Source organism: Snodgrassella sp. W6238H11 (genome assembly GCF_016100525.1).
Taxonomy (GTDB): domain Bacteria; phylum Pseudomonadota; class Gammaproteobacteria; order Burkholderiales; family Neisseriaceae; genus Snodgrassella; species Snodgrassella alvi.
Genome location: NZ_JACFSH010000002.1, coordinates 62,336 through 75,156 on the forward strand (window position 1 = coordinate 62,336; position 12,821 = coordinate 75,156).

The window sequence follows — 12,821 nt, forward strand, 5'->3', positions numbered from 1 at the left end:
TATGACTCCGATTTTGGCTTTCGACATAGAAACTGTGCCGGATGTAGCCGGCATTCGTGTTCTGAATCATTTGCCGGCAGAGGTCAGTGATGCTGATGTGGTGGAATTTGCCTTGCAGCAGCGACGAGCCAAAACCGGTAACGATTTTATGCAGCTGCATTTGCAGCAGGTAGTGGCTATTTCCTGCTGTATGCGCTGGGGCGCAGATAAAATTCATGTGGGCAGCATCGGAACACCGGAAGACAGCGAAGAAACTTTAATTGCGCGTTTTTTTGAGCTGATTGAAACCCATACACCTCAGCTGGTGAGCTGGAACGGTGGCGGCTTTGATTTACCAGTATTACATTATCGTGCTTTGATTTATGGCATCAGTGCGGCACGCTACTGGGATATGGGCGAGGGTGATTTTGGCGACAGTCGTGATTTTAAGTGGAATAACTACATCAGCCGCTATCATGCACGCCATTGTGACTTAATGGATTTACTGGCTTTATATCAGTCCCGTGCCTGTGTACCTCTGGATGATATGGCCAAACTATGCGGCTTTCCGGGAAAGCTGGGTATGGACGGTAGTAAAGTCTGGGCAGCTTATCAGCAGGGCGAGCTGGCACAGATCAGACATTATTGCGAAACCGATGCAGCCAATACTTATTTAATGTATCTGCGCTTTAATCTGTTACGCGGTTTCCTGGATGCAGACGAATATGAGCAGGAAATCCGTTGTCTTAAAGGTTATCTGAGTACGCAACAGGCGGCACACTGGCAGGAGTTTCTGAGTGCATGGGGCAGATCGGTCTGATTATCAAAACAAATAAGCCGAAAACTGAAATGATGATTTGTATGAGATGTTTTCTGAGATGAATATGCGCAGGCTGGTGCTGGTCGGAGTGGGGCTGATTGGTGGCTCTCTGGCACTGGATTTAAAACGTGCCAGACTGGTTGCTGAAGTAGCCGGCATTGATATCGATGCCGATAATCTGACTCGTGCACTGGAACGGCGGGTAGTTGATTATACCTATACGCAGATTAATGCAGAGAGTGTGGCAGAAGCCGATATGGTGCTGATAGCCACTCCAGTGAATACTTTACCGGCAATTTGCCGTCAGCTGGTTCCCTATTTATCTGAGCATTGTATTGTTACTGATGTGGGCAGTACCAAGCAGCTGGCATTAAAAGCCTTTGCTGCTGAATTACCGCATCATTATCCGCGCTGTGTGGCCGCTCACCCGATTGCCGGTTCAGACCGGCATGGTGCACTGGCGGCGCAGTTTGGTTTATTTGCCGGAAAAAAATGTATTGTTTGCGCTCATGAACAGCAGGACGAAGCTGCATTACATACAGTTGTTGCTATGTGGCAGGCTGTACAGGCGCAGATTTATCATCTGGATGCGGCACGACATGATGCAATTTTTGCCGCTGTCAGTCATTTACCGCATATGCTGGCTTATGCATATGTACACCAGTTGGCCGAAGCAGCAAATGCCGATGAATTGTTGCAATTTGCCGGCAGCGGATTTCGGGATTTTACCCGCATTGCAGCCAGTAATCCGCAGATCTGGACAGATATCTGTCTGGCTAATCGTCAGGTACTGGCTGGTTTACTCCAGCAGCAACAATATGAACTGGCATATTTACAGGACTGTCTGCAACAAGGAGATGCACAAAAATTGACTGCTTTTTTTGCAAAAGCACAGAAAATACGCGAAGACTGGCATAATTAGTGTTCATGAACCGAAGTCAGCGGTAATGTTGTCTGACGATGGTTTGGTTTGGGCTAAGTTATGGTTAGATAAAGTGTTTTTTTATGCTGTTTGCGGGAAAAGATATGTGCAGTTAATGAATTTTGCGGTATTTTTAATTAAAATAACTATATTTTGTCGAATTAATACAAAATATGACTTGCTATGCATGCGTAGTTGAGGCATAATTCGCTTCGTTAAATCAGCTCCTAGTTGGTTTAACAGTTTCTCCTCTATTTCTCCTTTGTAGACTTGGCGCACACTTAATCGTGTGCGCATTTTTTTATCTTTTTTTCTTTATGCTAATGGAATTTTAAAGCAGATGGTGTGTATTAATATTTTTTTGATGGCTGGAGTAAATATAGCCTGATGTTTAGTTGCTTTCAGCTTCGGTGACAGAATTGTTCATTACGGCCTGAGTAAGTGAATTTACCAGACAGATATGAATACTGGTAAGCAAAGGTATTCGGTGCTGTCATGCAAATAGAATTAATGCCAGGATAAATTCTTTTGACCAGTTTAGTCATTAGATGACCGGTTTGATTGTTTCTGAGGATACTTTGATATGGACGCTAATATCTCTGGTGAAAGTAATCTGCAAATTTTGCTGCAATCTGCTTCACCGCAGCATAATCCGGGCAAATATGTATTTTGTACTGTACAGCAGCCTGCACCAGCATTGCTGACCGCTGCTGTGGCGATTATGCAGGAAAACGAGGGTACTACGCTGGTTTTACCGCAGGCAGTTGCTGATGAGTATCAGCTGAATTATGAATATATTGCCGGCTGGATTACATTAATGGTGCATTCTTCGCTGGCGGCTGTCGGGCTGACTGCTGCTTTTGCGCATGCACTGGCACAACAGAATATCAGTTGTAATGTTATAGCCGGTTATTATCATGATCATATTTTTGTAGCTGATGATGATGTGCAGCAGGCTTTGGTTATTCTGAATAATCTGGGTCAGGCATCATAGTCAGCTTATGCAATAGATAAAACTATGAATGATGATGTTCAATAACAGCGTTGGTGGTTTTGTTAAGCGGAGAAAGAAAATAATTTTGATTGTTTCTATGCTTTGGTAAAACCAAGTACAGGTATTCAGGGTCTTATCAGTACGTAACCAAGCTGCGTAGCTGTAACACTGACTTGCATTCGTTCTTTTAACGTAGGGAGTGTTTTTAAAGTTTGGGCAGCAATCGTATCGACCCATTGATGCCATTCGGCATTAATTTTAGGATGATCATTCCAAAGGGGGGCGCCAGATACTAAAGGTTGTAATGCCTGACTCACTGTTGATGGATTTGGAAAATGTTGCATAGCCACTTCTGCCGTGTTCGCAAGTGTTGTTTGTACAAAAGTTAGCATAAACATTAAAGCCGTCAACTTGAATTTTATTTGTGATCCTTTTTATCTATATGAGATTGATTAAGCAAGATTGCCTGTTGCTTTTTTATATAAACTAAAACACAAGGCGGTAATGATGGCACCCATAATACAAATAATCGTGGCCGTGATAAAAATGCCACTAAACCCTAATTGGTCAAAGGTCATTCCACCAACACCAGCCGCTAAACCAATGGAAAATTGAATCGCGGCAACCGATAATCCACCAACCAGTTCAGCTTTATCAGCAAGCGTTCGAGTGATCCACGTTGACCAACCAACAGGGATAAATCCAAACACAAATCCCCAAGCAATCACTAATGTAGTATCCATAGTCACATTATCAGAACTTAAAAACCTATATTTAATAAATAAGAGCATGGCTATAGCGGCTAAAACTAAATGAATGGCGATCATCACAGGTCTAAAAAATCGACCAAGTAATAAACCCGCAACAAAGGTTCCGATGCAATTAGCGATACCAAACACCAATAAAATAAGGGTTAACGGACCGGCTTGTAGTGCTAAATTGTGCTCTAAAAACGGTCGCAGATAAGTAAAAAAGAGGTGATAACCTCCATAACTAAAAATTGTCCCGATAATGCCAAGAAAACACCAACTTTGCTTAAATAGGGCAAACATATTTTTAAAATTACTGCTTTCACGCGGCGGTAAAGATGGTAGGGTAAGCCGTTGCCAAACTAGCGCGATAAAACTTAATGCCGCAGCAATAAAAAACACATTACGCCAACCGACTAAATGACCTAAATAACTGGCAAGAGGCAGTGAAATAATCGTTGCAACCGACACTCCGGCATAGACAATACTTAATGCTCGGGGAATATCTTTACTCGGCGCTAATTGTAATACTACAGCAGATGCCATTGACCAAAATCCGCCAACACAAATCCCTAATAGCGCTCGACCAATCAGCATAATGAAATAATTAGGCGCAACAGCAATGAACAAATTGGATAATACTAATAAAATAGAAAAAGTGAGTAATACTACTCGACGATTAATATTTTGGGTCATGGGTGCGAGAACCAAACTGGTGACTACCGCAAAAATCCCCACCATTGTGACGCTTTGGCCTGCTTGACCTTCAGTAATATTGAAATCTTGTGCGATAGGTGTTAATAAGCTAACGGGAATAAATTCCGCGGTAATCAAACTTGTTACCCCAATAAATAGCGAGAATATTGCTCCCCAATACGCCGTAGTTGGGGAATTTAATGTGTTATCTGACATGGTTAATCCCATTATTATATTAAAGACGAATGAATTGAATGGGTCATAGTCTAAATAGCAGCTAAAGATATGTAAATTACTTATATTTTATGGTTATTTATGCCTTAAAAGCATGGGTATAAGCTGTATTTAATGTCATTAATATCAATAAAAAGAAGTCATAAGAATAAGCTCAGCAAAATAGGAGAATCATTTTGCTCACTTCTATATTCAGAGGGATTTATTGAGAAAAAGCCTGTTTCATTCGCTGTAAACCGATTTCAGCTGCTTTTGAAAAAATTTGATAACGTTTCCAAACTATGTGAATATTAACCGTTAATTGTGGCTCTAAAGGTTTAAAACAAAGATGACTATTACCAGTCGTGTTAATCAGCTTATCAATACTTAATGCATAACCCATGTTTTTTTCAACCATAAGTGAGGCATTGTAAAGTAGGTTATATGAGCCAATCACATTGAGTTTATCTAAATCACGTTTTAACCAGCGCGTAATTCGGATATCGACTTCTTTCTGTTTAGAGATAATAAGTGGCAAGTTCCATAAATCGCTAGGTCTAATCACATCTTGATGCGCAAGTGGACTATCTTTACGCATTAATACTCCCCAAGTATCTTTTTCGGGCAATAGTAACGACTCATATTTGCTAATATTTTCCACACCAATTAATAATCCAAAATCGAGTAAGCCTTTATCGATACGTTCTGTTACTTCATCAGCATCACCACTATAAATATGCACATGAATTTGCGGATAGTCGTGTTGTAATGCCTTAACAACCTCAGCAATTAATCCCATGGCATGGGTTTCACCACAGCCAATATAGATATCGCCACTGATTTCCTCAGCTGAGGTTTGAAACTCTAATTCAGTTTTTTGCACTAATTCCAAAATTTCTTCAGCACGTTTGCGTAAACGCATACCTTCATCGGTTAAGGTAATTTTACGACTGCCTCGAATAAATAAGGTTTTACCCAACTCTTGCTCTAATTCAGCCAGTTGACGAGATAATGTTGGCTGAGTCAGATGTAAATACTCAGCAGCCGCAGTGATACTTTCCTCTCTAGCAAGAGCTAGAAAATAACGTAATACTTTAATATCCAAAATGACCTCACATACAACTATTTTTTATGCTTAAAAAGTATAACAATAATTAAGTTATAGGAAAGAGGCATGTTGTTTTTATGTACAGTTCGAATGTAGAGTTATGTATAGTTAAAATGCAGACCATACATATAATTTTACCGGTCAGTAAAAAATAACCATGCTAAGTGTTAACGCTACTATAGTTATCTTTCTGTATTTAAAAACAGGAGTTTTTGCCAAATAAACAGAACAGGGCAGACAATTTATTGTCTGCCCTGTGGTTCAGGATAAGTAATTAATGGTGATGCGGAAAATCTGCCGGTAATTCGCTGGCCGGACAGTTAATAACGTTTTCATTATTTTCGCCGCAATCTTCAATAAAAGTAATGGTAGCAAATTCGTCAATAACTTCTGTCGGATAAACCGGGCCCGCTTCACGATAAGCTTCCATTTGTGCAATATGCTCGTTCTGGAAACAAACAGTATGTTCGGGATTATTCATTACCCAGCGCGGGAAGAAGATGGTGCCGTGAAATAATTTGTCTTCCAGATTGATAATCAGACTGACATCTGTACCGGTAGGTTCTGTCCATGAAATTTTATATACGCCGGCTGCTACGCGTACCAGATAAACTTTCTGATCTTTTACCCAGCGGTTACCCACCAGACCGCTATGAATACGATAATCGATGGTAGTGGCATTTTTAACATAAACTTCGTAGTTCCAGCCATTGTCGTAGGTATAAACCAGATGTTTACCAAGAATGTTACTTAAATCGGCAGTATCAAATGCAGGCATTTTTTTTACCTTTTGAATTGAAGTTAACCTGAATAAAAACAAATAAAGTGTAAACCTGTATTTATCTGATGAATAACGCTAATATTGGTTTAAACCGTTTCAAAATTTCGATTGATTAAGTAATGAAAACAACGCTGGAGCAATGGCAGTTATTGCAGGCCGTAGTCAGTTACGGCAGTTTTGCCCGTGCCGCTGAAGCTTTTAATCGCAGCCAGTCTTCGCTAAGTTATCAGCTGACGCTGATGCAGGAGCGTCTGGGGGTAACGCTATTAACTATTGTCGGCCGTCGTGCAGAACTGACAGCATCCGGACAGCAGTTGCTGGCACAGGCATTACCACTGTTGCAGGGATTTGAAGCGCTGGAAAATCGTTCCCGGGCTCTGAAACGCGGAGAGCGGGCAAGATTAGACTTGGTAGTAGACAGTATTTTTCCTAAAGATCGTCTGTTTTCAGCATTGCGCTGTTTTCAGCAGGCTTATCCGTCTACTCAGATACATCTCACAGAGGTATTGCGCAGTGAAAGTTGTGCTGTTTTACAACAGCGGCAGGCGGATGTTTATATTATCACCCCAAGTGCTGAGATGATGAGGCAGGGTAAGTTATTGCTGGAGGTGAATTTTGTAGCAGTTGTGCGGCATTCGCACCCTTTACTGGATTTACCGGCACCATTGAGTCAGGATGTTCTGATGCGTTATCCGCTGATTGAAATTGTTAGTCGTGAACAACAGCAACTGCCTTACAGGCAGATTACTGCATCAGAAAACTGGACATTCACCACGATTGAAACAGCTATTGAGGCAGTCAGTCAGGGGGTGGGTTATGGCTGGCTGCCTGAAAAACGGATTAAAAATCAACTGGCCTGCGGAGAATTAAAATTATTGCCATTGCGCCAGGGTATGCGCCGTGCAACGCCGGTTTATTTATTTCTCAATCAGGAAGAAGAACAGCTGGATGATGAAACTGCATTGCTGGTAAAGTATATTCAGGATGCTGAATAAGTATACAGCGTTGTAATGGTACCGGACATAATGCAGCCAAAGATTTATTCCAGATGCAACATCTGTTCTTCCTTCACTTCTTCCATAACAACATAACTGCGGCTTTCAGCCGCCGCGGGCAATTGCAACAGAATATTACCCAGCATGTTGCGGTAAGCGTGCATATTCGGCAGGCGAACTTTTATCAGGTAGTCGTATTCACCGGAAATCAGATGACATTCGAGCACATGCGGAATAGTCAGAACTTCACGCCGGAAGTCTTCAAAAATATTGCCGGATTTAGAGCGCAGTTTGATTTCAACAAATACCAGCAGGCTCTGATTCAGGGCGCGAGGATTGAGGCGGGCGTGATAGCCGGTAATAATGTTTTCCCGTTCCAGCCGCCGTACCCGTTCGGTAACAGGTGTGGTGGAAAGGCCAACCTTATCGGCCAGCTCGGTCATGGTCATCCGGGCATTTTTCTGAAGCAGGGACAAGATTTTCATGTCCACTTTATCTATAGGGTGCATGGTTTTTGATAGTATGAATGTGAGTATTTATTAAAATACTCCATTTTTTTGTTTAAATAAAGTGAAATTCACTATCAGGCTTTGTTTACACTAGGGAAAGTAACTGAATTAAGGTATTTGTGAAATTTGTGGTTAAACCAATAGGTTATTCCGGTTAATTACCAGAGAGAGGATATTATGAAAGTGCTGATTATGGGAGCCGGTATTGTGGGGGTAAGTACTGCATGGTATCTGGCTAAAGCAGGACATGAAGTCACTGTGCTGGAGCGCGCTGATCAGGCAGCAATGGAAACCAGTTTTGCCAATGCCGGTCAATTATCATATGGTTATACCACCCCGTGGGCAGCACCCAATATTCCGGCCAAAGCATGGAAATGGCTGTTTAAAGAACATTCCCCTTTGCTGTTTCGGCCTGATGGCAGTCTGTTTCAGCTGCAATGGCTCTGGCAGATGTACCGTAATTGTAATGCCCGAAGCTATGCCACCAATAAAGAACGCATGGTGCGGATTTCCGAGTACAGCCGTGCGATGTTACAGCAATTGCAGGCAGAAGAAAATATTCAGTTTGAAGGTCGCAGCAAAGGTACTTTACAGATTTTCCGTACAGAAAAAGAGGTTATCGATTCCCGTTCCGATGTAGCTGTTTTACAGGAATTCGGTGTGCCTTTACAGGAGCTCAGCAGTGTTGCCGAATGTGTCCAATACGAGCCTGCACTGGCACATATGACCGGAAAGCTGGCTGGTGCCCTGTATTTACCACAGGACGGCACCGGTGACTGCCATTTATTTACTACTGAGCTGGCCAGAAAATGTGAAGATCTCGGTGTAAAATTCCTCTACAGACATGCTATTACTGAAATACAGCAGGATAAATGCAGTATTAAGGGTGTTATGGCCAATGGTCAGTACTTTACTGCCGACCATTATGTTTGTGCTCTGGGCTGTTTTAGTCGCAGTATGCTGAGCGGGCTGGGTATTAATCTGCCGGTATATCCGGTTAAAGGTTACTCACTCACTATTCCGATTACCGATGAAGCAAAAGCACCGGTTTCTACTGTGATTGATGAAACTTATAAAGTGGCAGTAACGCGTTTTGATAAACGTATCCGTGCCGGTGGTATGGCTGAGTTGTCTGGTTATCGTATTCATCTGAACCCTAAACGTAAAGCAACACTGGATTTGGTGGTGAATGATTTATTTCCGGATAGCTGCCGGACTTCGGAAGCTTTTTTCTGGAGCGGTCTGCGCCCGATGACACCCGACAGTACGCCGATTATTGGCGCCAGCCGTTTTGTGAATCTGTCTATCAATACCGGACACGGTACGCTGGGCTGGACAATGGGGCTGGGTTCGGGAAGAATTCTGGCTGATTTGATTAGTGGTGTTAAACCGGAAATTGAAACCAGTGATTTATCGCTGGCTCGTTATGTTTAAGCAAGTTCAGAACGATTCGGGTAAATTTTGCTCTCATTGGAGCTTATTTTGTCCCGTTTGTCAGGGCAGACAGAAACGGTAAAATTTTTTATCATAATATTAATATATTATTAATTTATCTGATACGGCTGGCAGTTATGGTGGTATATGAAATTCAGATAGAGATAATGATAAAATTTTATTACTGAAAGCTGTTGCTGCATGGCGGCTTTGCTTAAATAATGAAATTTGATAATCAGGATAACAGGGGAGCAATGATGCGTCCGTTAGTTGCGCAGATTCGTTTGAATCACTTGCGTGATAATTTTCTGGCTTTAAAGCAGATGCATGGCGGCGGCAAAATGCTGGCCGTGGTTAAGGCCAATGCTTATGGACATGGCGCTGTGCGCTGCGCGCAGGCACTGGCTGATATAGCTGATGGTTTTGCGGTGGCCTGTATCAGTGAGGCAGTGCAGTTGCGTGAAGCTGGTATACAATTACCGATCATCATGCTGGAAGGGGTTTTTGCTGCTGAAGAATATGCGCTGGCAGACCGTTACCAGTTGTGGCCTGTAGTAGGTAATTTATGGCAGCTGGAAAGCTTACTGGATTATGACTGGCAGAAACCGGTAACAGTCTGGCTGAAAATGGATTCCGGTATGCACCGAACCGGCTTTTTCCCTCATGATTATGCACCTGCCTTTCAGGCTCTGATTCAAAGCAGTAAGGTAGCTGATGTGGTGAAAATGACCCATTTTGCCTGTGCAGATGAGCCGATGAAAACCATGACGGCTGAACAGATTCGTACTTTTGAGCTGACCTGTGCCAATTTGCCCGGTGAGGTAAGTCTGGCTAATTCAGCTGGCATAATGGCCTATCCGCAAACACAGTGCGGCTGGGGACGGGCGGGGCTGGCTCTTTATGGTATTTCGCCGATGGGTGGTGCTGATAGCCGTTTCAAGCCGGTAATGCGGCTGGTAAGTAAAGTATTCGGAGAACGGGTTTTGCAGATGGGAGAACCGATTGGTTATGGTGCCAGTTATGTCACTACCCGTTCAACCCGTGTCGGGCTGGTGGCCTGCGGCTATGCTGACGGCTATCCGCGCCGTGCGGCAACAGGCACGCCGGTGGCAATTGACGGGGTACGCAGTTGTGTTCTCGGTCGGGTTTCCATGGATATGATGACAGTTCAGTTGGATGACCACCGGCAGTCACTCGGCAGTGAAGTGGAATTATGGGGTGATATTGTTAATGTAAATGAAGTAGCCGCCGCCGCCGGAACCATTTCCTATGAGCTGCTGTGTAATGTTAAACGTGCTGAAATGGTGTATGAATAAATGGTATGGATTGTCAATTATTGGGTAAATGTTTGGCAAGACAGAAAAATTGGTTTATAAAGATGTAATATGTTCTCAGGCAGCCTTTCAAGCTGCCTGAAGTTATTTTTTTTTGAGTTTATGATAATGGAAATAGAAACACTGAAACTGGCCAAAGATTTGATAGCACAGCCATCTGTCACGCCGGATGATCATGGTTGTCAGCCGCTGCTGATGAGCCGTCTGACAGCACTGGGATTCAATATTGAAACCTTCAGATTCGGGGAAACGGATAATTTTTATGCCGTTTACGGCCGGCAGGGGCCGCTGGTTTGTTTCGCCGGACATACTGATGTGGTACCAACCGGCGATGAAAGTCGCTGGACTTCGCCTCCGTTTACACCTGCAGAGCGTGATGGATACCTGTATGGGCGTGGTGCTGCCGATATGAAAAGCAGTATTGCAGCTTTTGTGACCGCTTGCGAACGCTTGCTGGCTCAACAACCTGAATTGCCGTTGCGTCTGGCTTTACTGATTACTTCTGATGAAGAGGGTGACGGACACGATGGTACCAAACGTGTGGTCGAAGTTTTAAAAGAGCGGGGAGAGCACATTGATTACTGCATTGTGGGTGAGCCTACGGCAGTTGATACACTGGGGGATATGATAAAAAACGGACGACGTGGTTCTTTGTCGGGTACGCTGCAGGTGCACGGACGTCAGGGACACATCGCTTATCCTCATCTGGCTGCCAATCCGGTGCATCTGGCTGCTGCGGCACTGGCTGAGCTAACTGCCACGCACTGGGATGACGGAAATGCTTATTTTCCGCCTACCGGATTTCAGATTTCCAATATTCATGCTGGTACAGGCGCTACTAATGTAATTCCCGGAGAGCTTACCGTACAGTTTAATTTCCGGTTCTCAACGGAATCGACAGCGGAAAGTCTGCGCCTGCAGGTACATGCCATTCTGGATAAATATAATTTAAACTATGATTTGCAGTGGGCTTTGTCCGGAGAACCGTTCCTGACCGCTGCAGGACGTCTGACTACGGTAGCACAGGCTGCCATTGAGCGTGTTTGTGGTGTGAATACTCAATTATCTACTACGGGCGGTACGTCAGACGGTCGCTTTATTAAGGCTATCGCCAGCGAATTAATAGAACTGGGTCCGGTTAATGCCACGATTCATCAGATAGATGAGTGTGTGGATATTGCCGCAATAGCTCAGTTATCGGCTATTTATGAGAATATGCTGCAACAGCTGGCACAAGCTGATTTTACTCATACTGCATAAGGAGAAACTAATGGGGATGCTGAAACAGAAACATTTTTTAAAACTGCTGGATTATACGCCGGCAGAAATTCAGACGCTGCTTGATCTGGCCGCCAGCCTGAAAGCTGAAAAGAAAAATGCAGCGGAGCAGCCGCGTCTGACTGGTAAAAATATTGCTCTGATATTTGAAAAAACATCTACCCGTACCCGTTGTGCTTTTGAAGTGGCTGCGCATGATCAGGGTGCACATGTGACTTATCTGGACAGCAGTGGCAGCCAGATCGGGCATAAAGAAAGTATCCGTGATACTGCACGGGTTCTGGGGCGCATGTATGACGCGATTGAGTATCGTGGTTACGGACAGGAAATTGTCGAGCAGCTGGCTGAATATGCCGGAGTTCCGGTGATTAATGGTCTGACCAATGAATACCATCCGACGCAAATGCTTGCTGATTTGCTTACTATGAAAGAAAACAGCAAAAAGCCTTTGAATCAGATTGCCTATGCTTATGTGGGTGATGCCCGTTACAACATGGGTAATTCTTTGCTGGTTGCCGGTGCCAAAATGGGTATGGATGTACGTATTGGTGCACCGCGGGCTTTCTGGCCGAATGACGCTCTGGTAGAACAGTGCCGCTCAATTGCAAAGCAGACCGGTGCACGGATTACATTAACTGAAGATGCAGCCGCAGCTGTTGATCAGGCTGATTTTATTCATACCGATGTCTGGGTATCAATGGGAGAAGCGAAAGAAACCTGGAAGGAACGGATTGAGCAGCTCAGACCTTACCGCGTTGATGCGCGTCTGATGGCTGCCAGCAATAATCCTGAAGTGAAATTCATGCATTGTCTGCCGGCAATTCATAACCGCGATACTCAGGTAGGACAGTGGCTTTTTAATGAGTTTTCTCTGGATGGCGCCGAAGTAAGTGAAGAAGTATTTGAAAGTGTTGCTTCTATTGTTTTTGAACAGGCAGAAAACCGGATGCATACCATTAAAGCAGTATTGGTAGCATTATTAACTACCTGACCGGGGCAGGCCTGTAGT

13 protein-coding genes are annotated in these 12,821 nt (G+C 43.7%); 8 read left to right on the forward strand and 5 right to left on the reverse strand.

Annotation, left to right across the window (positions count from 1 at the left end; translation table 11 throughout):
* Position 1 precedes the first annotated feature (1 nt).
* From H3V00_RS03730 to H3V00_RS03740, 3 genes are all read left to right on the forward strand, one after another.
* Entirely contained in the window at positions 2–799 is a 798-nt protein-coding gene (locus H3V00_RS03730; RefSeq protein WP_198207090.1) for a 3'-5' exonuclease, read from the forward strand.
* 58 nt (positions 800–857) lie between these two features.
* The gene (locus tag H3V00_RS03735; RefSeq protein ID WP_198207088.1) at positions 858–1,721 is read left to right on the forward strand and encodes a prephenate dehydrogenase/arogenate dehydrogenase family protein; all 864 of its coding nucleotides are present in this window, start codon (positions 858–860) and stop codon (positions 1,719–1,721) included.
* A gap of 583 nt (positions 1,722–2,304) precedes the next feature.
* Positions 2,305–2,715, forward strand: a complete 411-nt coding sequence (locus tag H3V00_RS03740) for an ACT domain-containing protein (protein ID WP_198207086.1) — start codon at positions 2,305–2,307, stop codon at positions 2,713–2,715.
* A 125-nt stretch (positions 2,716–2,840) separates the two neighbouring features.
* On the opposite strand, the gene H3V00_RS03745 is transcribed toward H3V00_RS03740, so the two are convergent.
* The 4 genes from H3V00_RS03745 to H3V00_RS03760 all read right to left on the reverse strand — a co-directional run bounded on the left by H3V00_RS03745 (position 2,841) and on the right by H3V00_RS03760 (position 6,259).
* Complete coding sequence (locus tag H3V00_RS03745) at positions 2,841–3,107, reverse strand: hypothetical protein (RefSeq protein WP_144235869.1); 267 nt, start codon at positions 3,105–3,107, stop codon at positions 2,841–2,843.
* 60 nt (positions 3,108–3,167) lie between these two features.
* Positions 3,168–4,376, reverse strand: coding sequence for an MFS transporter (locus tag H3V00_RS03750; RefSeq protein WP_037474902.1), 1,209 nt, complete (start codon positions 4,374–4,376; stop codon positions 3,168–3,170).
* Positions 4,377–4,596: 220 nt separating this feature from the next.
* Positions 4,597–5,478 (reverse strand): LysR family transcriptional regulator, encoded by an 882-nt coding sequence (locus H3V00_RS03755; protein WP_198207084.1) that lies wholly within the window; start codon positions 5,476–5,478, stop codon positions 4,597–4,599.
* A 277-nt stretch (positions 5,479–5,755) separates the two neighbouring features.
* A complete protein-coding gene (locus H3V00_RS03760; protein ID WP_025331359.1) occupies positions 5,756–6,259 on the reverse strand; it encodes a phenolic acid decarboxylase in 504 nt (167 codons plus the stop codon).
* Positions 6,260–6,381: 122 nt separating this feature from the next.
* Between H3V00_RS03760 and H3V00_RS03765 the strand changes: the two genes are divergently transcribed.
* Positions 6,382–7,257 (forward strand): LysR family transcriptional regulator, encoded by an 876-nt coding sequence (locus tag H3V00_RS03765; protein ID WP_198207082.1) that lies wholly within the window; start codon positions 6,382–6,384, stop codon positions 7,255–7,257.
* Positions 7,258–7,301: 44 nt separating this feature from the next.
* Here the strand turns inward: H3V00_RS03765 and H3V00_RS03770 are convergent, their stop codons facing one another.
* Positions 7,302–7,766, reverse strand: coding sequence for an Lrp/AsnC ligand binding domain-containing protein (locus tag H3V00_RS03770; protein WP_025331357.1), 465 nt, complete (start codon positions 7,764–7,766; stop codon positions 7,302–7,304).
* A 177-nt stretch (positions 7,767–7,943) separates the two neighbouring features.
* On the opposite strand from H3V00_RS03770, the gene H3V00_RS03775 reads away from it, so the two are divergent.
* From H3V00_RS03775 to argF, 4 genes are all read left to right on the forward strand, one after another.
* The gene (locus tag H3V00_RS03775) at positions 7,944–9,200 is read left to right on the forward strand and encodes a D-amino acid dehydrogenase (RefSeq protein ID WP_037393086.1); all 1,257 of its coding nucleotides are present in this window, start codon (positions 7,944–7,946) and stop codon (positions 9,198–9,200) included.
* Positions 9,201–9,457: 257 nt separating this feature from the next.
* A complete protein-coding gene (alr, locus tag H3V00_RS03780; RefSeq protein ID WP_198207180.1) occupies positions 9,458–10,516 on the forward strand; it encodes an alanine racemase in 1,059 nt (352 codons plus the stop codon).
* Between the two features lie 120 nt (positions 10,517–10,636).
* Positions 10,637–11,794, forward strand: coding sequence for a succinyl-diaminopimelate desuccinylase (gene dapE / locus H3V00_RS03785; protein ID WP_198207080.1), 1,158 nt, complete (start codon positions 10,637–10,639; stop codon positions 11,792–11,794).
* A gap of 10 nt (positions 11,795–11,804) precedes the next feature.
* A complete protein-coding gene (gene argF, locus H3V00_RS03790; RefSeq protein WP_216353325.1) occupies positions 11,805–12,803 on the forward strand; it encodes an ornithine carbamoyltransferase in 999 nt (332 codons plus the stop codon).
* The last annotated feature ends 18 nt before the right edge of the window (positions 12,804–12,821 follow it).